This window comes from Microbacterium aquimaris (genome assembly GCF_039531285.1).
GTDB classification, from domain to species: domain Bacteria; phylum Actinomycetota; class Actinomycetes; order Actinomycetales; family Microbacteriaceae; genus Microbacterium; species Microbacterium aquimaris.
Window position 1 is genome coordinate 292,141 of sequence record NZ_BAAAPT010000001.1, and the last position, 23,335, is coordinate 315,475.

Annotated in this window: 21 protein-coding genes; 8 read left to right on the top strand and 13 right to left on the bottom strand. The window is 71.1% G+C overall.

Annotation, left to right across the window (positions count from 1 at the left end):
* Positions 1–40: 40 nt before the first annotated feature.
* Positions 41–3,631 (bottom strand): TM0106 family RecB-like putative nuclease, encoded by a 3,591-nt coding sequence (locus ABD204_RS01465; protein WP_194422950.1) that lies wholly within the window; start codon positions 3,629–3,631, stop codon positions 41–43.
* Positions 3,632–3,699: 68 nt separating this feature from the next.
* Between ABD204_RS01465 and ABD204_RS01470 the strand changes: the two genes are divergently transcribed.
* Complete coding sequence (locus tag ABD204_RS01470; RefSeq protein WP_194422951.1) at positions 3,700–5,757, top strand: NAD(+) synthase; 2,058 nt, start codon at positions 3,700–3,702, stop codon at positions 5,755–5,757.
* Here the strand turns inward: ABD204_RS01470 and ABD204_RS01475 are convergent, their stop codons facing one another.
* Both ABD204_RS01475 and ABD204_RS01480 read right to left on the bottom strand, forming a co-directional pair.
* Positions 5,758–6,324 (bottom strand): hypothetical protein, encoded by a 567-nt coding sequence (locus ABD204_RS01475; RefSeq protein WP_194422952.1) that lies wholly within the window; start codon positions 6,322–6,324, stop codon positions 5,758–5,760. It lies immediately after the preceding gene.
* 237 nt (positions 6,325–6,561) lie between these two features.
* Complete coding sequence (locus ABD204_RS01480; RefSeq protein WP_194422953.1) at positions 6,562–7,140, bottom strand: hypothetical protein; 579 nt, start codon at positions 7,138–7,140, stop codon at positions 6,562–6,564.
* Positions 7,141–7,272: 132 nt separating this feature from the next.
* Between ABD204_RS01480 and ABD204_RS01485 the strand changes: the two genes are divergently transcribed.
* Positions 7,273–8,730, top strand: coding sequence for a phytoene desaturase family protein (locus tag ABD204_RS01485; RefSeq protein WP_194422954.1), 1,458 nt, complete (start codon positions 7,273–7,275; stop codon positions 8,728–8,730).
* A gap of 124 nt (positions 8,731–8,854) precedes the next feature.
* Here the strand turns inward: ABD204_RS01485 and ABD204_RS01490 are convergent, their stop codons facing one another.
* The 7 genes from ABD204_RS01490 to ABD204_RS01520 form a co-directional block, all read right to left on the bottom strand.
* The gene (locus ABD204_RS01490; RefSeq protein WP_194422955.1) at positions 8,855–9,031 is read right to left on the bottom strand and encodes a hypothetical protein; all 177 of its coding nucleotides are present in this window, start codon (positions 9,029–9,031) and stop codon (positions 8,855–8,857) included.
* Positions 9,032–9,061: 30 nt separating this feature from the next.
* A complete protein-coding gene (locus ABD204_RS01495; RefSeq protein ID WP_344098285.1) occupies positions 9,062–12,016 on the bottom strand; it encodes an AAA family ATPase in 2,955 nt (984 codons plus the stop codon).
* The gene (locus ABD204_RS01500; RefSeq protein WP_194422957.1) at positions 12,013–13,167 is read right to left on the bottom strand and encodes an exonuclease SbcCD subunit D; all 1,155 of its coding nucleotides are present in this window, start codon (positions 13,165–13,167) and stop codon (positions 12,013–12,015) included. The genes ABD204_RS01495 and ABD204_RS01500 overlap by 4 nt, the downstream gene beginning before the upstream one ends.
* Before the next feature lie 48 nt (positions 13,168–13,215).
* On the bottom strand, positions 13,216–13,665 hold the full coding sequence (locus ABD204_RS01505; RefSeq protein WP_194422958.1) for a hypothetical protein: 450 nt from the start codon (positions 13,663–13,665) through the stop codon (positions 13,216–13,218).
* A complete protein-coding gene (locus tag ABD204_RS01510; protein ID WP_194424299.1) occupies positions 13,662–13,901 on the bottom strand; it encodes a hypothetical protein in 240 nt (79 codons plus the stop codon). The genes ABD204_RS01505 and ABD204_RS01510 overlap by 4 nt, the downstream gene beginning before the upstream one ends.
* An 87-nt stretch (positions 13,902–13,988) precedes the next feature.
* Positions 13,989–14,279: a GNAT family N-acetyltransferase gene (locus ABD204_RS01515; RefSeq protein ID WP_194422959.1), complete on the bottom strand. Its 291-nt coding sequence runs from the start codon at positions 14,277–14,279 to the stop codon at positions 13,989–13,991.
* An 82-nt stretch (positions 14,280–14,361) separates the two neighbouring features.
* Positions 14,362–14,676 (bottom strand): hypothetical protein, encoded by a 315-nt coding sequence (locus ABD204_RS01520; RefSeq protein ID WP_194422960.1) that lies wholly within the window; start codon positions 14,674–14,676, stop codon positions 14,362–14,364.
* 474 nt (positions 14,677–15,150) lie between these two features.
* Here ABD204_RS01520 and ABD204_RS01525 point away from each other — a divergent pair, with 474 nt between their 5' ends.
* The 6 genes from ABD204_RS01525 (at position 15,151) to ABD204_RS01550 (ending at position 18,995) form a co-directional block, all read left to right on the top strand.
* Complete coding sequence (locus ABD204_RS01525; RefSeq protein ID WP_194422961.1) at positions 15,151–15,891, top strand: winged helix-turn-helix domain-containing protein; 741 nt, start codon at positions 15,151–15,153, stop codon at positions 15,889–15,891.
* A 44-nt stretch (positions 15,892–15,935) separates the two neighbouring features.
* Positions 15,936–16,913: a DNA-3-methyladenine glycosylase family protein gene (locus ABD204_RS01530; RefSeq protein ID WP_194422962.1), complete on the top strand. Its 978-nt coding sequence runs from the start codon at positions 15,936–15,938 to the stop codon at positions 16,911–16,913.
* A 55-nt stretch (positions 16,914–16,968) separates the two neighbouring features.
* Complete coding sequence (locus ABD204_RS01535) at positions 16,969–17,349, top strand: SpoIIAA family protein (protein ID WP_194422963.1); 381 nt, start codon at positions 16,969–16,971, stop codon at positions 17,347–17,349.
* A gap of 35 nt (positions 17,350–17,384) precedes the next feature.
* Positions 17,385–17,609 carry a hypothetical protein gene (locus ABD204_RS01540; protein ID WP_194422964.1) on the top strand — a complete coding sequence of 75 codons (225 nt, stop codon included), beginning with the start codon at positions 17,385–17,387 and terminating at the stop codon, positions 17,607–17,609.
* Between the two features lie 36 nt (positions 17,610–17,645).
* Positions 17,646–18,437 (top strand): siderophore-interacting protein, encoded by a 792-nt coding sequence (locus ABD204_RS01545; protein WP_194422965.1) that lies wholly within the window; start codon positions 17,646–17,648, stop codon positions 18,435–18,437.
* A 117-nt stretch (positions 18,438–18,554) separates the two neighbouring features.
* Positions 18,555–18,995, top strand: coding sequence for a hypothetical protein (locus tag ABD204_RS01550; RefSeq protein WP_194422966.1), 441 nt, complete (start codon positions 18,555–18,557; stop codon positions 18,993–18,995).
* 31 nt (positions 18,996–19,026) lie between these two features.
* On the opposite strand, the gene ABD204_RS01555 is transcribed toward ABD204_RS01550, so the two are convergent.
* The 3 genes from ABD204_RS01555 to ABD204_RS01565 all read right to left on the bottom strand — a co-directional run bounded on the left by ABD204_RS01555 (position 19,027) and on the right by ABD204_RS01565 (position 23,273).
* The gene (locus tag ABD204_RS01555; protein ID WP_194422967.1) at positions 19,027–20,331 is read right to left on the bottom strand and encodes an amidohydrolase family protein; all 1,305 of its coding nucleotides are present in this window, start codon (positions 20,329–20,331) and stop codon (positions 19,027–19,029) included.
* A 5-nt stretch (positions 20,332–20,336) separates the two neighbouring features.
* On the bottom strand, positions 20,337–20,924 hold the full coding sequence (locus ABD204_RS01560) for a phosphoribosyltransferase family protein (RefSeq protein WP_194422968.1): 588 nt from the start codon (positions 20,922–20,924) through the stop codon (positions 20,337–20,339).
* Between the two features lie 249 nt (positions 20,925–21,173).
* Positions 21,174–23,273: a S9 family peptidase gene (locus ABD204_RS01565; RefSeq protein ID WP_194422969.1), complete on the bottom strand. Its 2,100-nt coding sequence runs from the start codon at positions 23,271–23,273 to the stop codon at positions 21,174–21,176.
* Between the last annotated feature and the right edge of the window lie 62 nt (positions 23,274–23,335).

Sequence of the window (23,335 nt, forward strand, 5' to 3'; positions counted from 1 at the left end):
GCCGAACGGGTGCCGCCGCGCCCGGAGGCGCCTGGCCAATCTACGGTCGGGCCGGAGCGACCTGTACGGGGTTGACATCGTCGGCGGCGCTCTCTATCGACACGGTCGATGCCGGACGGCCGAACGACGCGCGCGGATCCGCACCGACCAGTCGTGCGAACGCGCTCAATCTGGCCACCCCTTCGGGTGTGCGCGGCAGGTCGTCGAGCAGCCCCGGCGAGTACACCACGAACGCGGCATGCATCGCGCGCGAGACGGCGACGTTGAGCCGGTTGCGCAGCAGCAGGAACTCGAGTCCGCGCGGTGCGTCGCGGCCCGCCGACGCTGCGAGCGACACGATCGCCACAGCAGCCTCCTGCCCCTGGAAGCGATCGACCGTGCCGACACGCACGTCACCGTGTCCCCCGGCCCGGAGCGCGTCCTCCACCGCCACCTGTTGCGCGTTATACGGGGTGACGACGATGATGTCGCCCGATTCGAGAGGACGCTCCGGGTCGGCGACGGTCGCCCCGGATACGTCGGTCGACACCGAACGCCACGGCCGACCGATGAGGTCGGCGACGATCTCGGCGACCTCAGCGGCCTCCTCGGGCGACCAGGTCGCGTTCCCGCGATGCCGCACCGGCACGGCATGGAGACCGGGGCGGATCCCCTCGAGGGAGCGCTGTGCGGTCGAGGGATGGGCGCCGAGCTCCCCGGCGTAGGACAGGGCCGATACCGACGCGGCGACGTCGGGATGCATCCGCCACGTCCGGGCCAGGAAGTACCCGTAGGCGGCGGGGATGACGTCCGCACCGTCGACGATCCAGCCCAGCGCCGACGTGTCGACCGGCTCGGGATGCGTGCCCTGACTGACCTGTGGAAGCTGCTGGGGGTCGCCGAGCAGCAGCAGGCGCGACGCCGCGAGGGATACGGCGATGGTGGAGGCGAGCGAGAACTGTCCTGCCTCGTCTATCACGAGCAGATCGAGGCTCCCCCGCGGGACGCGGCCTTGATGGGCGAAGTCCCAGGCCGTTCCGCCGATGACGTACCCGTCGGGGTGCTCGGCGGTGAACTCGGCGATGCCGTTCTTGGCGAGCACGGTGAAGGCGGGGGTCGCGGAGGGGTCCTTGGGCGCCTTGCCCACACGCTCCGGCGGGACACCCGCGGCGATGACGCGGTCGAGCATGTTCTCCACGACCGCATGGGACTGCGCGACCACGCCCACCTTGTAGCCGTGCTCGGCGACCAGCCGCGCGATCACGTGCGACCCGACGTAGGTCTTTCCGGTTCCCGGCGGTCCCTGCACGGCCAGGTAGCTGCGATCGAGGTCCAGCAGGGTGCGGACGATGGCGTCGGCATCATCACCGTCCCTGGTCGCGAGGGCCCCCGAACGGGTGCGCGGAGGGCGACGGCGCAGGATGTCGGTGGCGGGGTCTTCGGGGAGTGCCGGTGCGGCGTCGATGAGCTGGTCGGCCCATGCGTCGATGGCGACCTGCTGGTTCGCCGCCGGGGGCGGCGCGGCGGGGGTGAGCGCGACGGGGGGCTCCGACCATGTGAACCCCTGGACGGCGCTCTCGGCGACGACCACGCCGTCGTCGAGCACCTCGACGACGGAGACGCGGTGGTCTGCGTGGATCCACCGCGGCGCCGCCTCGAACGGGTACGGCGCGGGGATGTCGTACAGCGCGAACGGTGACGACCCGACGCTGAGCCGGGTCCCGGGCGCCACCTCACCCCGAATCTCCAGGAGACGCCGGTCCGTGCGAGCACCCTCGGGGCGGTGCCAGTCCTCGACGACACGGCATCGGGCCGGATCGACCACCACGACGTCGCGGGAGTCCTCCCACAGCGAGACCGGTTCGCGCAGGCGCAGGTAGTGGGTGGCCCAGAAGGTCTTGGCCTCGCGCGGGTAGTAGTCGATCGCCGCCGCGCCCAGACGCAGCGAACGCGCCTCGGCGGAGTCCTCGGGGTGGGCCCGTGCGAGATCGGCGAGCGTCGTCGCGCGTGGCGAGGGGCGATAGGTGTTCTCCGCGGGATCGGCATCCGGCGTCGGCCGCAACCGGGCCTCACGGGCACGCTCGACGAGCCAGTCGCGCAGTCTCCGCGTCGAGACGCAGTCGTACCGGTTGTAGTCGGCCAGGTCGTCGAAGACCGCGCGCGCGGCCACATCGTCGCCCCCGTCGCGCAGTGCACAGGCTTCGACGTAGCGGACGATGGAGTCATCGCCCTTCTGCACGTCACTGGTGCGGATCTCGTCCCCCATGTACAACGGTTCGAGCTTCTTGATCGAGTACGAGCGCGATCCGACCCGCAACGCACGCCGCACGACGGGGTAGAGGTCGACGAACACGCCGTCGCGCAGCAGCTGATCGACCTCTGCCTCACGGACTCCGTGCCGGGCGGCCATCGCCAGCAGGTGCGTGGGCTCGTACGGCGCGTAGTGGTAGATGTGCAGGCCGGGGTGTTGCTGCCGCCGGAGGTTCACGATGTCGAGGAAGCTCTCCAGCGCGGCCTTCTCCTCGGCGAAGGAATGCGCCCAGAGCGCGGTGTACCGCTCGCCGACGTCGACCCATCCGAACAGGTAGTCGATGCCCCACTCGGCGCGACCGTCTCGGGCCGGTTCGGTGTAGAGCGGATCCCCTTCGAAATCGAAGAAGATGTCGCCCGCGTTCGGCCGCGGTAGCGCCCCGAGGGCTTTGGGCGCCACGACACGGTAGGTCGGCACCTGGGGCTGCGACATCTCGATGCCCGCCGGGCTCTCCAACTGGAGTCGCGCCTGCACGCGCAGCATCGAGAAGGTGTCGGGGTTCATCCCGGCCGGGCCGGTCGCGGTCGTCGCGAGGTCGTCGATGGACAGGATGCCGGCGTCGCGCAGTCGTGTGCGCTGCACCGGACGCATCCCGGCGACCAGAAGCAGGTCGCGGGATGCGACCACCTCCTGCTCGCACGTGGCGCAGCGTCCGCAGGCGACGACGTCCAAGTCTCCGCGCGGGTCGCCCCATCGGATCGCCTCGCCGTCCGCGCCGGCCGCGAGGTCCCGGTCGGCGATGAGCGCACGCAGCCGTGCGGCGCGCAATTCGAACACCGGCAGGAGATCGTCGACCGCGTGTTCACTCACCGAACCGTCGCCCAGAAGCAGCTCCACCCGGTCGGCGCGGGGAACCCCGAGACGGTCGAGCTGGGCGACGTATGCCGCCAACTGCATGAGGGCGGTGACACGCGCCCGGCGCGCGAGCTTCGAGTCCTGGACGAGCCACCGCCCCTGCTCGTCGCGCGCGAGGAAGTCGGCGAACCCGACGAACTCGTCGGTGGAGAAAGCCGCCTGATAAACGATCGCGGCATCGGATGCGAGGGCGTCCGCGGTCGCTGCGACCGCCCGCGCCAGCCCCGCGGCGTCGCGCGACTCAGTCGCATCGATCTCGCGCACCCTGTCACCGAAACGCTGCCGATACGACGCGAGTACGCGTTGCTCGTGCGCATCCCCGAGACGCCCGGCACGTTCCAGCGTGAGATCCTCGGGGTCTTCGACGGGTGCGACGCGACCCAGCTTGGCGTCGATCGCGCGAAGCCACGCGAACTCGCACTCCGCGGTCGCCTTCAGGTCGCTGGCGCTCCAGACGATCCGGCCCTGGTCAGGTATGTAGCGCATGCTCTCCTCTTGTCGCCTTCGACAGTAGCGAGGGCCGCCGACACGACCCCACCTGCAAGACTGGGCGTGTGAGCACCCCTCTTCCGTTCGAAAGCGCCTACCGCCACGGTTTCGCGCGCGTCGCGGCGTGCACCGTGCCCGTGGCGATCGCCGACCCGGCGACCAACGCCGACGCCGTCCTCGCGGTCGCCCGCGAATGCCATGACGACCACACGGCCGTCGCGGTGTTCCCCGAGCTCGGACTCACCGGCTACGCGATCGAAGACCTCGTGCTGCAGGATGCGGTACTCGACGCGGTCGACAGCGCGATCGGTCACCTCATCGCGGCCTCCGTCGACCTCATGCCCGTGCTCGTGGTCGGCGCTCCCCTACGCCATCGCACCCGCCTGTACAACTGCGCGGTCGTCATCCACCGGGGGCGCGTGCTCGGTGTCGCACCGAAGTCATACCTCCCCACCTACCGCGAGTTCTACGAGCGCCGTTGGTACGCGCCGGGCGACGACCAGACCGGCGGCACCATCCACGTCGCAGGCAGCGAGGTGCCCTTCGGACCGGACCTGCTCTTCTCCGCACGCGACGTGCCGGGTCTCGTCGTGCACGCCGAGGTGTGCGAAGACGTGTGGGTGCCCATCCCCCCGTCCTCCCGTGCCGCACTGGCGGGCGCCACGGTGATGGTGAACCTGTCGGGAAGCCCGATCACGATCGCCCGCGCCGAAGACCGCCACCAACTGTGCCGCTCACAGTCGTTGCGGTGCCTCGGGGCGTACGTCTACGCCGCAGCGGGCACCGGGGAGTCCACGAACGATGTGTCGTGGGACGGCCAGACGATGATCTATGAGGCGGGCAACCTGCTGGCCGAGACCGATCGCTTCCCCGACGGTCCGCGACGTTCGGTCGCCGACGTCGATCTCGACCGCCTGCGGCAGGACCGCCAGCGACAGGGCACCTTCGACGACAACCGCCGCACACACGTGGAGGGCACCGGCTTCCGTACCATCGAGTTCGACGTCGCCCCGCCCGCGTCATCGACCGGACTCGCACGCCCGGTCGACCGGTTCCCGTTCGTCCCCGACGACCCCGCGCGTCTGGCCCAGGACTGCTACGAGGCGTTCAACATCCAGGTCTCCGGACTCGTGCAACGCATGCGTGCGATCGGCGAGCCCAAGCCGGTGCTGGGCGTGTCGGGAGGGATCGACTCCACCCACGCGCTGCTCGTGGTCGCCCGTGCGATGGATCTGCTCGGGCGGCCGCGCTCGGACATCCTGACCTACACGATGCCCGGCTTCGCCACGAGCGAGCGCACGAAGGGCAACGCGATCGCACTGTCGGAGGCGATGGGCGCATCGATCGAGACGATCGACATCCGGGGGGCCGCCACCGAGATGCTCGACAAGCTCGGACACCCCTTCGCCGCCGGCGAGCCGGTGCACGACATCACGTTCGAGAACGTCCAGGCGGGTCTTCGCACCGACTACCTGTTCCGCCTCGCCAATCGCAACGGCGGCTTCGTCGTGGGCACCTCCGACATGTCCGAGCTCGCCCTCGGATGGGCCACCTACGGCGTCGGCGACCACATGAGTCACTACGCGGTGAACTCCGGCGTACCCAAGACCCTCATCCAGCACGTCATCCGGTGGGTGATCTCGCACCGCGAGGGGGTGGACGACTCAGCGGCGACCATCTTGCAGTCGGTTCTCGACACCGAGATCAGTCCGGAGCTGGTGCCCGCCGACGCCGACGGCAACATGCAGTCGACGGAGGACCGTATCGGCCCGTATGCCCTGCACGATTTCACCCTGTTCCACGTGTTGCGGTTCGGGATGCGCCCCTCGAAGATCGCCTTCGTCGCGTCGCACGCGTGGGCGGACGCCGACCGTGGTGCATGGCCGCCGGGATTCCCCGACGAGGAGCGCTACGCCTTCTCGCTCGACGAGATCGCCCGCTGGATGCGCGTGTTCCTGAAGCGCTACTTCTCGTTCGCGCAGTTCAAGCGATCGGCGATCCCGAACGGTCCGAAGGTCTCGCCCGCGGGGTCCCTCTCGCCGCGAGGGGACTGGCGCGCCCCCTCGGACGGGAACGCGCGGGTGTGGCTCGCCGAGCTCGACGCGGCGCTCCCGCCGAGCTGATCACGCCGCCGGCTCCGTACGGTCGCGCAGGCCCACCCGGTCGGGGATCTCGAACGGGATGCGCGGCAACCACGACGAGGGCTCCGGCCACGGCGGCGACGTGGGAAGGGCGGTGAGCATCCTGCGGAGGCTATCGTCCCGTGGGGATGCCGGCCGGGCCGCGGGGATCACCCGCCGCGGGGCGTGATGACCCAGCGCCCCACACCACCAGTGCCGCCACGTCATGTCGGCGTCTTCGGGATCGAGCACGATGTAGTAGTCGGGCATGACCGCCTCGTCGGCGTCGAACTGCGCCAACGCAGCCTCCACCTCGGCCTCCAGGGCCCCGAGGGTCGACCGCTCGTCGAACAGCTCGACCCATGCGGCCGCGACGTGTTCGAGCGGATCGGCGTCATGGACGATCCACGGCGTGAGCGATGCGCCGATTCGACGTGCCGCCAGGGCTGGTTCGCTCCCCCTCAGCGGGAGGATCCCGACCGTCCGGATCCCTTCGAGGGTCTCGAGCGCATCCTCCGCCGCGTCGCCGACGACGGCGACGACTGTTCCTCTACCGGTCGCGTTCTCCATGCTCCACGGTAGGACGGCCGCTGTTGCGGGCGGGTGACGCGCATCGATCGTGTGCGTTTCGTGACCTACGGGAGACTGGACCCATGCCGCCGGAGCCGCGGAACTCACCAGCGATGTCAGCATCACCGCCCGGCCCTTGTTCGAACGCGCCGGCTTCGCGGTGGTCTGCGAGCAGGACCCCGTCCTCGCGGGCGTCGCGCTGACGAACTTCCGGATGCGGCGGCCGGCCTACGCCGATCAGACCGGGAGCGCGCCGTACGCGAGCGTGATGACCCAGCCGTCGCGGGAGAGATCCGCGAGCTGGTACCGGATCCTGCGGTCGGGGATCCATCCCTTGGCCAGTGACGAATCGAGGCGGACGTGCTCGCCGCGCACGCGGGTGCCCCGACCGTCGGCGTCGCGCACCGCCTGCACGCGGGTCCAGTGCCGCACGAGCGCGTCGATGTCGGTCTCGTCGAGCAGGTGGGAGTGCCGCTGCATCTCGTGCACGGTCCCCTCATCCGGATGCGTGTCGCGCAGATCGAGACCGATCGGCACCGCGGGGTCGGCCACGGCGACGATCGTCGCGGCGCGGAAACTGGCGTTGCGGATGCCCACGGGAACCTCGGTGCCGTCGACCTCGGCGATCAGCTGGGTGTGGAACCCGAAACCGGCGGGCGCCTCACGTTCGACACGCACCTTCTTCTGTTCGATGCCGAGGTGCTCGGCCACCAGCTCACGGGCGAGTGCGCGCTTGCGGTCGTGCTCGCTCATCGACGGGTCCCACCCCAGTCGCATCGCGATGCCCTCCGGCGCTTCCAGAACCACCGACTCCATGAGACCCTCCTCGCTCGACACTTCCATCCTGCCCGTCCGGACGCGCACGAGGGAAACCGACACTCGCGGCTGTGCGTCCTCTCCCCCGCCCCCCTCACAGACGGCTCCCCGCGCCGGTGTCACACTGGACCGATGGGCAGTCGTGCAACGATCGTGGGCAGCGGCCCGAACGGGCTCGCCGCGGCCGTCTCCCTCGCCCGGGCCGGCTACGACGTGCGCGTGCTGGAGGCGCACAGCGCCATCGGTGGCGGGGTACGCACGGCCGGGCTCACCCTGCCCGGATTCCACCATGACGTCGGATCGGCGGTGCATCCCGCGGCACGCAGCTCTCCCTTCTTCCGCGCGTTCGGACTGTCCGAGCGCATCGACTGGATCACCCCGGAAGCCTCGTACGCCCACCCGTTGGACGGCGGCCGCGCGGTCATGGCCTGGCACGACCTCGACCGCACCGTCGACGGACTCGGGCGCGGGGGTCACGCATACCGCGCGCTCATCGCGCCACTGTCGCGCCGCATCCGCGAGCTGGTGGATTTCACCGGCGACCAGCTGCTGCGCGTTCCCCGCCACCCGATGCTCGTGGCCGGGTTCGGCGCGCGAATGCTGGCGACGGGCACACCCGCCGGGCGGGCGACGTTCTCTCCCGAGGTGGAGGCGATGCTCACCGGGGTCCTCGCGCACGGCAACACTCCCCTGCCCTCCCTGGCGGCGGCCGCATCCGGACTGTTCCTGGCCGCCCACGCGCACACCGCCGAAGGGTGGTCGCTGCCCCGTGGGGGTGCGCAACGTATCGCCGATGCCCTGGTCGAGGACCTGAAGGCGCACGGCGGCACCGTCGAGACCGGCACGCTTGTGCGCGATCTCGGCGGCCTCGATTGGGGGGACCCGGGCGCCGGGGATCTGCTCCTGCTCGACACCGCTCCACGGCTCCTGCTGACGCATCCGGACATCCCGGAGCGATATGCCCGGGCGATCCGCGCCTACCGGCACGGGTCCGCCGCGGCGAAGGTCGACTTCGCGTTGGACGGGCCGGTGCCGTGGACGGCCGCCGATGTCGCACACGCCCCGACTGTGCATCTCGGTGGCGCGCGCGCCGAGATCGAGTCGGGGGAGAACGCCGTCGCAGCGGGACGGGTCCCCGAGCATCCGTACGTCCTCGCGGTACAGCCGAGCGCCGTCGATCCCTCGCGCGCACCGGAGGGCAGACACGTGCTGTGGGCGTACATCCACGTGCCGCCCGCGTCGACGATCGATCCGACCGAGCTGGTCACCGCCCAGCTCGAGCGGTTCGCCCCGGGGTTCCGGCGCCGGGTGATGGCCTCGCACGCCGTGACCGCGGCCGAACGCGCCCGGTTCAACCCCTCCGACGTCGACGGCGACATCCTCGGTGGGGCCTTCACCATCACGCAGGCGGTGCGGCGGCCCGTGCTCTCGCGCACGCCCTGGCGCACCCCGATACCCGGCGTCTACCTCGCGTCGGCGTCGACGCCCCCGGGACCCGGCGTGACGGGCATGCCGGGCTGGCGGGCCGCACGCCAGGCGCTGAGCGACCGCACCGGCGTGCCGGTCTCCCTCGACGACCTCTTCGGCTGATTCTCGCGGTCGCGGCTCACGCCCCCGCGACGGCTCCGCAGTCAGGACACGCCGACGATCCGACCCGAAGACCCGCCGAAACCGACTGCGGAGCGCCTGCCGGCTGAACGGTGGGCGCGTCGCGCTACGAGGAGCGGGAGAACGCGGCGCGCAGGAGGAAGAACACGACCAGCGCCACGATCGCGACGATGACGAGCTTGAACAGGAACACGATCGCCGTGAAGACGAACTCGACGAGGATCCACGCGATGACGACCGCTGCGATGACGCCGAGGATGGTCCAGAACGTGGTCTTGGTCATGCCTCCAGCCTACGTGCCGGGGATGCGGGGTCAGGTGATCGAGACGACCCCTTGCCGCAGCGTGCTCGGCCCTTCGGGTGTCGCCTCCACGACCAACTGTGCCGGAATCTGTTCCTTCATCGCGGCGACGTGGCTGATGAGCCCCACGGTGCGTCCGCCCTGGCGCAGTTCGTCGAGGGTGCGCATGGCGAGATCGAGGGTGTCGGCGTCGAGAGAGCCGAACCCCTCGTCGATGAAGAGAGTGTCGAGACGGACCCCGCCCGCGCGTGCCGTGACGACCTCCGCGAGACCGAGCGCGAGAGCGAGGGAGGCCAAGAAGGTCTCTCCCCCCGACAACGACTGCGCGGGACGCGCGTGACCGGTGTGCGCGTCGAGCACGGTCAGCCCCAGCCCACTGGCGGCCCCGCGTGCGGCGATCGCGTCACTGTGACGTAGTGCGTATCGACCCGACGACATGTCGGTCAACCGGAGGTTGGCGGCCTCGACGATCTCCTCCAACTCGGCGGCGAGCACGAAAGACTCCAGCGACATCCGGTGTGTGTTCGGAGCGCGTCCGGCGACGGTGTTCGCCAATCGCGCGATGACGGCCTGCTCCCGGGCCAGTTCTCCGGTCGCGGCCAGCGTCTGATCGGCCCGCGCCCGGAGGTCGGCCAACCGCTCCCGGCGCTGGGAGGCCGCGGCCGCCGCATCGACGGCCGCACTCCAACGTTCTCGCGCCCGAGCGACCACATCCGCGGTCTCGTCGACATCGACGGGGTCGTCGCCGACTCCGGCGAGTTCCAGTTCGAGTTCGCGGAGTCGATCGCGTTCACTACGCAGGGAGACCTCGTAGTCGGTGACCTCCGCGTCGAGCTGCCGACGCTCGGCGGCGGAGAGGAGCGCCGCGCGGGCGTCGTCGGCGGTGTCGAAACCGCTGTCGGCCAGGCGGGACGAAAGATCGCTCTGCGCGGCCGCTTCGGCGGTGAGGCAGGATGCGTGCTCCCGCGATGCGGTGCGTAGCGCTTCTGCGGCGGCGCGCCGGGTGCGCGCGGCGGCCAGACGCGCCGCGACGCTGTCGTGGTCTCCGCGCGCGAGGGCCACACGCTCTCGCGTCTGCGCGAGGGTCTGTTCGAGGAGGGCGAGTTCCTGCCGTTGCGCGGCCACGTCGGCGGCCAGGAGGTCACGCTCGGACGCCGCCTGCGCATCGGCGTCGAGCAGAGCGCGGCGCAGGTCGACGTCGGCACGTGCGAGGTCGTCGGTGAGAGACGTGATCGTGGCATCGCCCACGACGCCGCGCACCTCGGCGACGGCGGCACGCGCGTCGGATGCGGCGGCAGCGGCACGACGCTCCTCGTCGGATGCGACGGTCTGCCGCTGCTCCGCCTCGGCGATGTCGTCATCGCCGACCGGATCGTCCGGCACCGCGGCCGGTGCGGGGTGCTCACGCGATCCGCACACCGCGCACGGCTCGCCCGGCACCAGGCTCGACGCCAGCTCACCGGCGTGCCCGTCGAGGCGTCGCCGCAGGAGTGTCCGCACGGTGCCGGCCGCCGCCTCGAGGCGGGCGAGCGCGTCGACGTGCTCGGCCTCGGCATCACGGAGTGCCGCCTCGAGTCGATCGAGGGTCGAGGCGGCGTCGACGCGGACGGCGAGTGCCGCGCGGCGTTCGGCGAGCGCATCGCGCGCCCCGGCCGCCTCGGTCGCCGCGGACAAGTCGGCATCGAGCTGTGCCAGCCTCACCGGAAGGTCGGCCCGGCCCGCGTCGATACCGACGAGAAGGCCGTCGATCTCGCCGACGCGGTCGCGCACCGCGCCGAGGCGCTGCTCGAGATCGGCCAGGGTGGTCTCGTCGTCGAGGGCACGTTCGGCGACGGCGATCTCTCCCGTGCACTGCTCGATGACCGCCGCGAGGTCGGCGTCGGTCGACGCGGACTCACCGAGACGTCCCCACTCGTCTTCGGCACGTCGCCACGCGACGGCTGCGCTCTCTGCGCGGTTGCGGGCGACATCGACGGCGTCGAGCGGTGCGCGCAGCGCCTCCGCCGCCGACGCGCGATCGCGCCGGCGTCGCGACCGCGCGATCTCCTCGGCGCGCGCGTCGAGTTGCGCGAGAGCCTGCCGTGACCGGGCTCGCGCCTCGTGCCGCTCCCGAAGTTCGCGGCGTGCCGCGTGGGCGGCCTCGGCGGCACGGTGGGCGGCGTCGGCTGCGTCCCGCTCGCGGCTGAGCGCGTCGGCGCGGTAGTCCAGTCGTGCCTGTGCGCGAGCGGCGCGTTCCGATCGCGCCGCGGGGTCGGCGGTAGCGGCCTCACCGGCGTCGCCGTCATCGTCGCGCCAGGAATCGCCGGCGACCCGCTCCGCCTCGTCCAGAAGCACTCCTGCCGACTCGAGCGCCGTGGACAGGGACCGCTCTCCGTCCTTCCGCCGCTGCTCGAGGGCATCCTGATACCCCTCGTAGGTCTTCGTCCCGAACAGGGTGCGCAACAGGCGCTGCCGTTCGTCGTTCTTGGCCAGGAGGAACTCCGCGAAGCGGTTCTGCGCGAGCAGGATGACCTGGAGGAACTGCTGTTGGCTGAGTCCGACGATCTCGTCGAGCTCGAGCGCGACGTTGCGGGGCCCACGCTGTCGCCCGATCCACTCGCCGTCGACGAACTCGTCCAGATGGGCGTCCGGCGCGAGAGTGGTGAATCCGTCGCCGCGCCTTTTGCGACGCCGGTATTCGGGCGACCGCGTCACCTTCCAACGACGGTCGCCGACGGTGAACTCGACGCTCACCGTCGTGGGGTCCTCGGGCGCGCAATGGTCGCTGCGGAGCCGCTTCTCGGTCCCCTCGTATCGCGGAGCCGACCCGTATAGGGCGAAGCAGACACCGTCGAGCACGCTCGACTTCCCCGCACCGGTCCGACCGGTGATGAGGAAGATCCCGTCCCTCTCGTACGCGTCGAAGTCGACGACCTGCCGGTCGCGGAACGGGCCGAAACCTTCCAGCTCCAGGCGATGCAATCTCATGTCGTCGCCTCGACGAGGCTGCGTTGCTCGATGACGTCGCGGACGATCTGGGCTTCGAGGTCGCTGGCCCCTTCCCCGTCCCGCACGTGGGCGAGGAACGCGTCGACGAGTTCCGCGTCGCTGCGCACCGCCCGCACGCGGCGCGCGTAGCCGCCGGTCGCGTCGGCGGCCGAGGCGGGCGGGGTGTGCATGACCGTCGCACAGTGCGGAAAGCGCGCGAGAAGACGTCGCATGGCGTCGATCTGCGGGGTGGAGTCGGTGTACTGCGCGCAGACCCAGTCGTCGACGTGTGCGGCGTACTCCTCCGATTCCAGCAGTTGCCGGAACGGCGCACGCAGCGTCACCAACCGGCGCGGGATGGGCAGGTCGAGCCACGACGCCTCGATACCGCCGGCAGCGTCCATGTCGATCAACCACGAACCGCGCGGCTTGGCCCCCTCGCCGAAGCTGTAGTGCAACGGGGCCCCCGCGTATCGCACCGCCGGGGCGAGCTGCTGTCGCCCGTGGATGTGGCCGAGGGCGACGTAGTCGACGCCGTCGAAGCTCGACAGCGGCACGACGTCGAGGCTTCCCTGCCGGATCTCCCGCTCCACGCCGGGGGTGGCCTCGACCCCCGCGGCGAAGCAGTGCGAGATCACGACGCTGCGGGCCGGGTGCGCCTCCAGGTCGGCGCGGACCAGGCCCATCGCGTGGTCGATCGCGTCGGCCTGCGTGCGCATCACGGCGCCGCCCCACAGGTGTCGGACGACGCCGGGCTCGAGATAGGGGATGCCGTAGAAGCGAACCGGGCCGTCGGCGTCGTCGATCACGACCGGCGTATCGAGCGCGAGGGGATCGGTGAGGACGTGGATGCCGGTGCGCAACAGTCCCGACTGGAAGCCGAGGCGTGCCGCGGAGTCGTGGTTGCCGCTGGTGACGATGACGCTCGCGCCGGTCTCGGCGATTCCGCGGAGGACGTCGGTCAGCAGCGTGTAACAGCCAGCGGCGGGCGCGGCCGAGTCGAACACGTCGCCGGCGACGATCACGACGTCGACGTCGTGATCGCGCACCTGATCGACGAGGGTGCCGAGCACATCCCGCAGCGCGTCGAGCGTGGAGTGGCCGTGGAAGGACCGCCCGATGTGCCAGTCGGAGGTGTGCAGGATGCGCATGCCGTCAGGGTAGATCGGCCCTCCGACACCGGCGGCGAGGCGCTCCGTTCAGTCGTCGGTGTCGGCCGCGATCCGATGCACGAGGTCGCCGAACTCGGCGTCCGAGACCTCGAGCCCGGCCTGCTCGATGCGTCCGCGCAGGGCGTGTTCGACCGTCGCGACCGACTCGCCGGCGAGGTCGGCCCGCATCTGGGCGACCAGTCCGTCGAGTTTGTCGGATGCGGTGGCGTTGTTCTCCGACATCGCGGGCATCTTCTGCTCGCCGCGCTCGCCGAGCGCGCCGGAGCGCTGCGCCTCGTCGACGGTCATGGTCTCGCGGCCACCGTCATGGCCGTGGTGATCGCCCGCCTCCCCGGGGGCCGTGGCCCGGGAACCACCGTCGGCGTCGCGGGGAGCAGCCTCCCCCGTGGAGGTGGCCGTGTCGGCGACCTCGTCGGTGTCGCGGCGGTCGGGGTGGTTGACCCCCGGCTCGTCGTACTCGTTCCCGCTCGTACTCACCGTGTCTCCTCCTCGACGTCGCCGGCCAGGTCGGGATCCGTGTGCGGCCCGGCGCCCTCGACGGGCCCGACGTCCGCACCCGGGTCCGGCTCCTGATGCTCGAGGGTGAGTTCCGGGCTCCCCTCGGCCTCCCGCTCGGCGCGCGCGGTCTCACCGTCGGCCACGGCGCCGCTCTCCCACCCGCCCGCGGGCTCAGCGTCGATGACGCCCTCCGGCAGGTCGCGTTCCTGATCCATGCCGTCTCCTTCCGTCTCCACTTCAGGGTGGCGGGTGCGACGGATGCCGTTCGAGGGCTTGACCGGGCCGGGGGCGGCGGCTAGTGCTCAGCGGGGCTGGAGGATGCCCGCACGTGCGGGGTGGGCGGCGAACCAGTCGGCGACGTACCAGCACACCGGGCTGACCTGACGGTCGCCCGCTCGTTCGATGTCGTCGACGGCACGTTCGACGATCTCGGCCGCGTAGCCGTGTCCGCGGAAGGTCGGCACCGTATAGGCCCGGGTGAGGGCGACGGTGCGACCGTCGTCGCGGTAGTCGAGCACGCTGACGAGGTCGTCACCGCGGTGCAGCGTGTAACGCGAGGCGTCGGGCTGTCGGGTGAAGTGCAAGTCGTTCACGGCGTCAGCGTACGCCCGTCCAGGGCGATGGGCGCCCGAACACGCATGTTCACGGAGGACGCCTCCCGGTCGCCGGTTCCGGTCACTCGCCGCCGGTGGTGACCTGTGACACCAGGCGATCGACCTCGTCGTCGGAGAGCTCCTGCCCGGCCTGGGCGAGACGTTCCCGCAGCGTGGCGGCGATCTCGTCGCGCGGGGCGTCGCCGGCGTCGGAGCGCACCTGCGCGACGATGCTGGCCACGTCACCCACGTCGCCGCCGGCGTCCGAGACCTCCGTGGCGCCGGGCGATGCCGACTCGGTCGGCTCGTGACCGATGTCGTGGCCGCCGATCACTCCGATCCCGACGGCGACGTGGTCGACATCTTCGGTGGAGGCCTTGTTCTCGTTCGTTCCCATGCGGTTCTCCCTTCCCTCGCCTCCAGCTTCACGCCGCCGCCGGAGCGCCGTCACGGGGTTGACCCCGAGGAAGCGCCCGGCTACCGAAGCCCGGGGTGAGCAATGTGTCGCATTTCCCGCGCACGGCCGTCATCTTCCTTCGCGATTTGACGCATGAGGACACGTTCCGTCATAATCGGGCGCATGACTGACGACGCACGCTCTCTGTCCGCCGTGGAGGCGAACGGGACTGCCGGCATGATGGCTGCCGGCCGTGCTGTCATGTGTTGTCGAATGTGTCGCTGATTCGGTGACCCCCGCTGGACCCGGCGGCCCTCTGCCACTGCCGACCCGAGTCCCCCGACGCACCGCCCGCACCCCGCACCCCGGGTGCCTGAACGCGTCGCCCCCGGCCCATTCGACGGGCCGCATCGCAACACACACACGGATCCATCGAGCCGCATCCGGCCGGATTCCCCCTGCTGAGGACCCATCATGTCGACAACCGCTCTTCTCGACCGCCCGACCGCTCCGACCCGCCACCTGCGTGCGGTGACCGGACCCGTGCCGACGATCGCCGATCCTGCGCCCGCCGCACCGTCCACGCCCGCCGCGCGCCAGCTCCCTCCGGGCACGGAGCCCCGTGGCTTCGCCCTGTACGTCGGCCTCGACGAGGCCAAGGCCGCCGCGGCGGGAGTCGACCTCGGCGTGCTCGTGGATGCGCTGCGCCGCACCGTCGCGAACCTCGCGCCCTCGGCGGAGACCTACGCGACGGTCGCCTTGTCCCCCGTGGGCGCCGGTGGCCGGGACGTCGACGTCGTCCGCCTCGCGCTCCACGAGCCCGCCGCTGTGGCCCGCACGAAGCGCGAAGAGGAGGAGGCGGAGAAGGATGCCGTGCGCGGCGTCGTCGTCGACATCTCCCGCAAGCGCGTGCTCATCGACGGTGAGTCGGCGGCCTTCACCTTCAAGGAGTTCGAGTTGCTGCAGTACCTCGTGCTGCGCGAGGGGTCGACGATCGAGCGGGCCGAGCTCGTCTCGTCGCTGTGGAGCGCATCCTCCGAGGAGGAGGCTCCCGGTGAGCGGACCATCGATGTGCACGTGCGGCGCCTGCGCGCGAAGCTCGGTCGCTACGAGGACATCGTCCGCACGGTGCGCGGCGTCGGTTACCGTTTCGACCGGCACGCCGACGTGGTGATCCGCTACGGCCACGGCACACCCTCACCCGACCGCTTCTGACGCGGCTCACCACGCGTGTCGGCGCGGCCGCGTAGGGTGACCGCATGAGCCCGCCCGTCCGATCCGCGTCGCGCGCGCAGGCGGGGGCTCCCCGGGTCGGCCACGGCAGGCCGCGGGAGACCGAGTATCGACCACGCCACCCCCTCGATCTGCGTCGCACCGTCGTCTTCCAGCGTCACGGCGTGAACGATCCGACGATGAGGGTCGACGGCGCCGTGATCTGGCGGGCCAGCCGCACCCCGGAGGGTGTCGCCACCGTCGCGCTGCGCGAGACCTCGCCAGGGGTCGTCCGGGCCGCCGCCTGGGGCCCGGGCGCGGGATGGGCGCTCGGACAGGTGCCCGCCCTGTGCGGCGGTCGGGACGATCCCTTCGATTTCGACCCGTCGCCGCACCCTCTGGTCGTCCGGGCGCACCACCGCAACCCCGGCCTGCGACTGGGACGCACGGACCGCGTCTTCGAGGCACTCGCGAGCGCGATCTTCGAGCAGAAGGTCACCGGCGTGCAGGCCTTCGCGGCGTGGCGCCGCATCGTCACGTGGCATGGCGAACGCGCACCCGGCCCCACCCCCGGCCCCCTGTTCGCCCCTCCTTCGATCGAGGGCTGGCGCCGCATCCCGTCGTGGGCGTGGCATCGTGCCGGTCTCGAGCCCCCGCAGTCCCGGACGGTCGTCCGCGCCGCCCGCCGCGGCGATGCGATCGAGCGGTCGGTGGCCGGTGCCGCGGACGGCGAGGCCGTCGACCGGGTCCTCCTCTCCCAGGCGGGCATCGGGCCGTGGACGTCGGCCGAAACCCGCATCCGCGCCCTGGGCGACGCGGACGCGGTCAGCGTGGGCGACTTCCATCTCGCCCACCATGTCGGCTACGCCCTCACCGGATCGCGCACCGACGACGACGGGATGCTGCAGCTGCTGTCGTCATGGCCCGGTCATCGCCAACGTGTGATCCGTCTCCTGGCGGCATCCGGTGTCCGTGAGCCGCGCCGCGCGCCGCGCCTCCACCCGGAGGACCACCGCGACCGTTGACGCGCCCGGCATCGGCGGGGTGGACGCGGCCGCTCGGCCGCGCCACGATGAAGTCATGATCGAGACGATCGAAAACGCACCCGATGGCGTCCTCGGCTTCCGCGCCGTCGGCGAAGTGACCGCATCCGACTACGAATCCGTGCTCGACCCCGCGATCGACCGGACACTGCAGTCCCAGGAGAAGGTGAACCTCGTCATCGTGCTCGGGGACAGATTCGAGCGATACTCGCTCGGCGCGATGTGGCAGGACACGATGCTCTCCGGCAAACCGCACCGGGTCTGGGGGCGTTGCGCTTTGGTGACGGGTCACTCCGTGATCGCCGAGATCATCCACAGTCTCGCGTTCCTGTTCCCGGGCGACCTGCGCTTCTTCCCCCTCGATCAGGAGGACGCCGCACTCGCGTGGGCAGCCGGCGGCGACGACGCCGGACCCTGATCCGCCCCGACGCCGCACCACCGTAGGCTTGGGGCATGTCTGAACCTCGCACCGGGTTTCCGCGCGGGCGCCTGCAGTGGCTGCTCGGCACCGTCCTGCTGTTCGCCCTCGGCGTGCTGTTCGGGATGATCCTGCAGAACGTATGGCTGGGCGTGATCCTGGCCGGCGCGATCTCGATCGGATGGCTCATCGCGTATGAGTCTTGGCGGGGGCGCCACGTCGGCCTGGACGACCCCGACGACGACGGCGCCCAGATCTGACCGAGGAGATCGCCACTTAGGGTAACCTAAGTAGCGATGACCACCTCGCCCGACACCTCCTCCTTCCACCTCGAGCGCCATCCGCTGGATCTCGTCTTCCGTCGCGTGAGGCTCACGGCCCGCGACTGGGTCACCCCCGACTACGTGCGGATCCGCCTCAGCGGAGACGAGCTGAAGGGGTTCGTCTCCCTGGGATCCGACGACCACGTGCGCGTCCTGTTCCCCGAGGAGCAGCCGAACAGCCTCGAGGAACTGCGCGCCGCACCGAGCCGCGAGTACACCCCGCTCGCATGGGACTCCGAGGCCGGCTGGCTCGACCTGGAATTCGCCCTGCACGGCGATGAGGGTGTCGGCGCCCCCTGGGCGGCACGGGCTCCGATCGGCTCACTCGCCGGTGTCGGCGGCCCCCGCGGCTCCGCGGTCATCCAGGGGCGCCCCGACGCCTGGTTCCTGGCCGGGGACGAGACCGCGGTCCCCGCCATCCGTCGTTTCGTGCGCCTCATGGACGCGGACTCGACCGGTCGGATCCTGATCGAGGTGACCGCCGCCGACCGGGAGCTTCCGCTCGCGGGCGTGCCGTCCGGCGTGACGGTCACGTACGTCCATCGTGGAGATGCCCTCGCCGGAACGGCGCTCGCCACCGAGCTCGAGCGGATCGGCGCGGCCGAGCGCCCCCTCGGATCGGTCTTCGGCTTCATCGCCGCCGAGCAGTCCATCGTGAAAGCCGGCCGAGCCCTGCTGCACGGACGCTGGGCGCTTCCCACCGATCAGAGCATCGTCAAGGGTTACTGGAAGCGCGGCGAGACCGAGTACCACGCTCCGCACTGACCGAGCCCGCTCCGCGCCTCCGCATCGACCCGCGGAGGCGGTGACCAATCCGGATTCGAGGGATATCTTGAGTCGAGACGGCATCCGGGCCGGATGCCACGCTGACGGAGGCCGGACATGGGCGAGGAAAAGGGCGGCTTCTCCGACGAGGAGAAGGCCGCGATGAAGCAGCGGGCCGATGAACTGCGCTCCACAAAGGGTTTGAAGGGCGCCGCGAAGCGCGCGCGGGAGATGGAGGCGTGCGTCACCGCGATCGACGACCTCACGGGAATCGACGCAGAGGTGGCCACGGTGTTCCATCGCATCGTTTCCGACGAGGCACCCCACCTTGCTCCGAAGACGTTCTACGGCTTCCCCGCCTATGCCGACGACGAGGGCAAGGTCGTGATGTTCGTCCAGCCCAAATCGAAGTTCGACACCCGCTACCCGACGGTGAACTTCGACGAGCACGCCCACCTCGACGACGGCGACATGTGGCCCACCTCCTTCGCCGTGGTGGCGGTCAGCCCGGGGGTGCAGTCCCGTCTGCGCGACCTCGTCCGACGCGCGGTCGCCTGACCGAGCCGGGAACGCCCCGACCTCCTCCGCGTCACCCGCGTCGGATCCGCGCCACCTGCCCATGGACGGGCTCGCCGTCGACGAGGACGAGACGGATGTCGGCGACGGTCGCCTGCCACACCAGGGTGGGGAGCGGATCACCCATCGGGCCGACGTGCGATCCGTCGGTGTCGACGAGCACGAGGTCGGCACGCTTGCCCGGTTCGAGCGAGCCCAGCGTGTCTTCGCGCCCGATCGCCCGCGCCCCGTCGATCGTCGCGTGGGCGAACACCTGTTGCGCCGTCGCACGTGCGGCGCCGGTTCCGGCGACGCGGTCGAACATGAGTGCGTGGCGTACCTCGGCTGCCATGTCGGCGGTCGCGTTCAACGTGGCGTTGTCCAGGCCGAGGCCGATCGCGATACCCGCGTCCCGCAGGGCACCGAGCGGACTGGACGAGCCTCCGAGGAGCATCGTGGCCGCCGGGCAGTGTGCGGCCCCGACGCCGCCGCGGGCCAGCGCGACGCGGTCGTCCGCGTCGGCGAAAACGAGGTGCGCACCGACCGTCCCGCGACGGAGCAGCCCATGGCGCTCGAGTCGCGCGACGGCGCGTTCGCCGGTCACATCGACCGCCCCCGGCTCGGACGCGCACAGGTGGGTCGTGAACCCCGCGCCGCGGGCGCGGACGAGCGCCTCGAGGCCCGCCAGGAGCGTGTCGCCGGCCATCTCGGGCAATTCCACGCTCCCCCACACCTCAACCCGCCCGGTCGCGAGGTCGAACGCCCGCTCCGCGAACCCCTGCGCGACGCCGGTCGGTGAGACGAGGTCGGCCGCGGCGACGGGGAAGTCCTCCAGGAGGCGATCCCACCCGGGAGGCAGCCGATCCGAGACCATCGGTGCGACGATCCAGCGCAGCCCCGAGTCGGCGGCCGCCCGCACCGATGCGGCCAGGCATTCGTCCGCCCGGCGCGTGCCGACGCCTCCGACGCCCCAGCAGTCGACCACGGTGGTGATCCCCGCCCGGGCGAGGTCTGCGGCTGTGAGAGCGGTCGCGCGGCCCGCATCGGCGGCGGAGTGCCCGAGCACGGTGGCGTAGTAGACGCCGAAGAGCCAGTCGAAGAAGTCTCGGGCGTCGCCGGCCGCGCCGCGCGCGGGTGCATCCATCGAGTGCTGATGCGTGCTGAGGAAACCCGGATGCACGATGCCGCCGGACGCGTCCACACGCTCGCGTGCGGGCGGCGTGGGGCCCTCGCCGAGCGCGGTGACCTCCCCGGCGTCGATCGCGATCCAGCCGCGCACGATGTCGCGTCGCGCGTTCATCGTGACGATCACGGCATCGTCGACGACAAGGTCGTGCATGTCCCTCACCGCGGGAACAGTGGGATTCGCCCCAGTGCGAACAGGCGATCCGTGTAGTCGGCGAGCGCCTCCGGCCACCCGTCGCCTTCGGCCAGGAGCGCACCCACGCCCACGACGTCGGCGCCGGCCTCTTCGAGGAGGCAGAGTGCCGCGCCCGAGGACGACCCCGTGGAGATGACGTCGTCGACGAACAGCACCCGTCGGCCCGCCACGTCGTCGAGCCGCGCACGGTCCAGGAGCAGCGATGCACCCGCGGTGCTCGTGATGGCGTGCACGGGCGCCTCGAGGGCGTCGCCGAGGTGCACCTTCCGAGTCTTCTGGAGGATGACGTAGTCGTCGAGTCCGAGCGCCCGGGTGACCTCGATGGCCACCGGTATCCCGAGCGTGGCCGGGGCGACGACGATGTCGGGTTCGACGGCCCGGAAGTGCGCCGCGAGTTCGCGCCCGGCGGTTTCGATGACCGACACCGGCTGGTCGATGACCATCATCAGGGCGATCGACAGGTCGTCCGAGACGGGGACCACCGGGAGGGTGACCTGTTGCGACCCCATCTGCGCGGTGTGGTTCTCGGGGACGCCGGTGCTCTCGTGCATGTGATGCACGGTACGCATGGCGGATGTCCGGGACGTTTCACGGGCGCGGCGGAGCGGCCGCCGAAGAAAAATCACGAAAAGATCACGGAAACCCTTCCCCTCGTTACCTTTCCGTTATAGAATGTGAGCACGGTGATCGTTTTGCTGTGGCGATCACCGGCATGTGATTGCAGGACACTCTTGGTGCAAGGGACAAGGGCCGGTCGGAAGCCTCTCCGACCGGCCCTTCACCGTTCCCACGGCACCTCGTCAGCCCAGTTCCTCCGGCCTGCGCGGCTCGCATCCGCGGACATGCTCGTCGAGGAACGCGAAGACCGTCTCGTACCAGACCGCCGCGTGCTGCGGCTTGAGGATCCAGTGGTTCTCATCGGGGAAGTACAGGTATCGGTGCACGATCGATCCGTCCTCCTCGGTGAAGCGCTCGGCCAGTTCCGACCACAGCCGTAGCCCCTCCCCGACCGGGACGCGGTAGTCGCGATCACCGTGGATCACGAGCAGGGGGGTGCGGATGTCGTCGACGAACCGGTGCGGGGAGTTCTCCACCATCGCCTCCGGCGTGAAGATGCTCTTCCAGTACCCGGCCGAGTCGGTCGTGCCGGCGAACTGGTCCAGGGCCCACAGGCTCGCGTGCGTGACGATCGCGCGGAACCGATCCGTGTGCCCGGCGATCCAGTTGGCCATGTAGCCCCCGAACGAGCCGCCCATGGCGGCGGTCCGGCCGGCGTCGACGTCCGCCCGCGCGACGGCCGCGTCGGTGATCGCGAGCAGGTCGGTGTACGGCGCAGCGCCCCAGGCGTTCCACCCGCGGGCGATGAACGCAAGCCCGTACCCGGTCGAGAGTGCGGGGTCGGGGAGCAATACGGCGTACCCGCGCGCCGTCGCGAGGTTCGGGTTCCAGCGCCAGCTCCAGGCGTTCCATGAGCTCAAGGGCCCGCCGTGGATCCACAGCAGCAGCGGGGCGGGGGTCTCCGGGGAGGCGCCGTCGGGGAGCAGGAGCCACCCGCGCACCCGCGCGCCGTCATCGGCGGCCGCCTCGACCTCGACGAGGTTCGCCGGATGCGACGGTGCCGGAACCGGCGAGGCGAGCGGGGTGACCGAGCCGTCCTGATGCACGCGCACCGGGTGGGGAGGGGTGACCGCGTTCGAGCGCAGCGCGACCACCTCACCGGTGGCGACGTCGACGCACGCGTGCGCGTAGGCGAAATCGTCCGCCGTGATCTGCTCGACCGTGCCGCCGTCCAGGGGCACCCGGAACAGCGGCGCCCGACCGTCGGAGTCGGCCACGACGATCAGCGACGCGTCGTCGGCCGCGAAGCAGATCTCCGCCGGCCAGCGGTCCCAGTCCGACCCGATGCGGCGCGCATCCGACCCGTCGAGGGCGCTCACCCACAGCTCCTGCTGCGTCGGCGCGGCCGGCGTGCTCTTGACGGCGCGCACGAACGCCAGCGAGCGCCCGTCGTGGCTGATACGCGGGCGTTCGATGTCGACTCCGACTTCGTCGAAGAGCATTGTGCTCTCGCCGGTGGCGACCTCGATGGAGACCAGGCGATGGCGGCGGTTCACCCCTTCGAACACCGAGACGGTCGCCACGAGGGACTCACCGTCTGGAGAGAGTGCCGCGCCCGACCCGAACGAGCGCCCGGGATGCGGCGTCAGGTCGCGAGGGCGCGGCAGGGTCGACGGGTACGGTGCCGGCGACCGATCGCCCACGCCGGCTTCCTCATCCCCGTCGGCTACCGGCACCTCGATGGTGTCGCCCGCAGCCCCTGGATCCACCGCGAACAGGTGGGTCTGCTCCGGGCCGAGGTCGTGATCCCAGAAGCGCACGGGGTAGCTGTCGTGGAGGATGGCGCGCACCTTCTTCGCCCGGCGCAGCCCGCGGAGCCGGGCGTCGTCCTCGAGGGACAAGGCCGAACGCAGAAGATCGGCCGCGAGGACCACCCGGTCGACGCCCTCTGCGCACGCGGCGATCGTCCCGGCACCTCCGGCGAGGCGGGTGATGGCGCGGGCCTCTCCCCCGGCTGCGGGCAACAGCCACAGTTGCGCGGCTTCGTCCTCGTCGGGCGCTTCAGCGTCCGGGCGGGCGGAGACGAAGAGCACGTCGCCTCGGGCCGTGAAGACGGCACCCGATTCACCCGCGGCGGAGCGTGTCAGCCTCCGGGCGGATCCGCTCCCGTCGGCCGGAACCTCCCACAGCGCCCGCTCATATCCGGTGCCGTCGCGACGAAGGGTCGCGACCGTCAACACGGCACGGTCACCGTCCGGCGACAGCGCGACACCCTCGATGCGGGGCAACGCATTGTAGTCGTCGAGCGAACCGAAAGGAAAGGATGCGGCGTGATCCGTCATGCCTCCTACGCTAAGGCCCTACCCGAACCGTTCCCTCGCCCGACCGGTCGGACCTGGACGAC

Coding starts and splice junctions, on each gene's coding strand:
- ABD204_RS01465 (WP_194422950.1), bottom strand. CDS start 3,631: ATGCGCTACATACCTGACCAGGGCCGGATCGTCTGGAGCGCCAGCGAC.
- ABD204_RS01475 (WP_194422952.1), bottom strand. CDS start 6,324: ATGGAGAACGCGACCGGTAGAGGAACAGTCGTCGCCGTCGTCGGCGAC.
- ABD204_RS01480 (WP_194422953.1), bottom strand. CDS start 7,140: ATGGAGTCGGTGGTTCTGGAAGCGCCGGAGGGCATCGCGATGCGACTG.
- ABD204_RS01485 (WP_194422954.1), top strand. CDS start 7,273: ATGGGCAGTCGTGCAACGATCGTGGGCAGCGGCCCGAACGGGCTCGCC.
- ABD204_RS01490 (WP_194422955.1), bottom strand. CDS start 9,031: ATGACCAAGACCACGTTCTGGACCATCCTCGGCGTCATCGCAGCGGTC.
- ABD204_RS01495 (WP_344098285.1), bottom strand. CDS start 12,016: ATGAGATTGCATCGCCTGGAGCTGGAAGGTTTCGGCCCGTTCCGCGAC.
- ABD204_RS01500 (WP_194422957.1), bottom strand. CDS start 13,167: ATGCGCATCCTGCACACCTCCGACTGGCACATCGGGCGGTCCTTCCAC.
- ABD204_RS01510 (WP_194424299.1), bottom strand. CDS start 13,901: ATGGATCAGGAACGCGACCTGCCGGAGGGCGTCATCGACGCTGAGCCC.
- ABD204_RS01520 (WP_194422960.1), bottom strand. CDS start 14,676: ATGGGAACGAACGAGAACAAGGCCTCCACCGAAGATGTCGACCACGTC.
- ABD204_RS01525 (WP_194422961.1), top strand. CDS start 15,151: ATGTCGACAACCGCTCTTCTCGACCGCCCGACCGCTCCGACCCGCCAC.
- ABD204_RS01530 (WP_194422962.1), top strand. CDS start 15,936: ATGAGCCCGCCCGTCCGATCCGCGTCGCGCGCGCAGGCGGGGGCTCCC.
- ABD204_RS01535 (WP_194422963.1), top strand. CDS start 16,969: ATGATCGAGACGATCGAAAACGCACCCGATGGCGTCCTCGGCTTCCGC.
- ABD204_RS01540 (WP_194422964.1), top strand. CDS start 17,385: ATGTCTGAACCTCGCACCGGGTTTCCGCGCGGGCGCCTGCAGTGGCTG.
- ABD204_RS01545 (WP_194422965.1), top strand. CDS start 17,646: ATGACCACCTCGCCCGACACCTCCTCCTTCCACCTCGAGCGCCATCCG.
- ABD204_RS01550 (WP_194422966.1), top strand. CDS start 18,555: ATGGGCGAGGAAAAGGGCGGCTTCTCCGACGAGGAGAAGGCCGCGATG.
- ABD204_RS01555 (WP_194422967.1), bottom strand. CDS start 20,331: ATGCACGACCTTGTCGTCGACGATGCCGTGATCGTCACGATGAACGCG.
- ABD204_RS01560 (WP_194422968.1), bottom strand. CDS start 20,924: ATGCACGAGAGCACCGGCGTCCCCGAGAACCACACCGCGCAGATGGGG.
- ABD204_RS01565 (WP_194422969.1), bottom strand. CDS start 23,273: ATGACGGATCACGCCGCATCCTTTCCTTTCGGTTCGCTCGACGACTAC.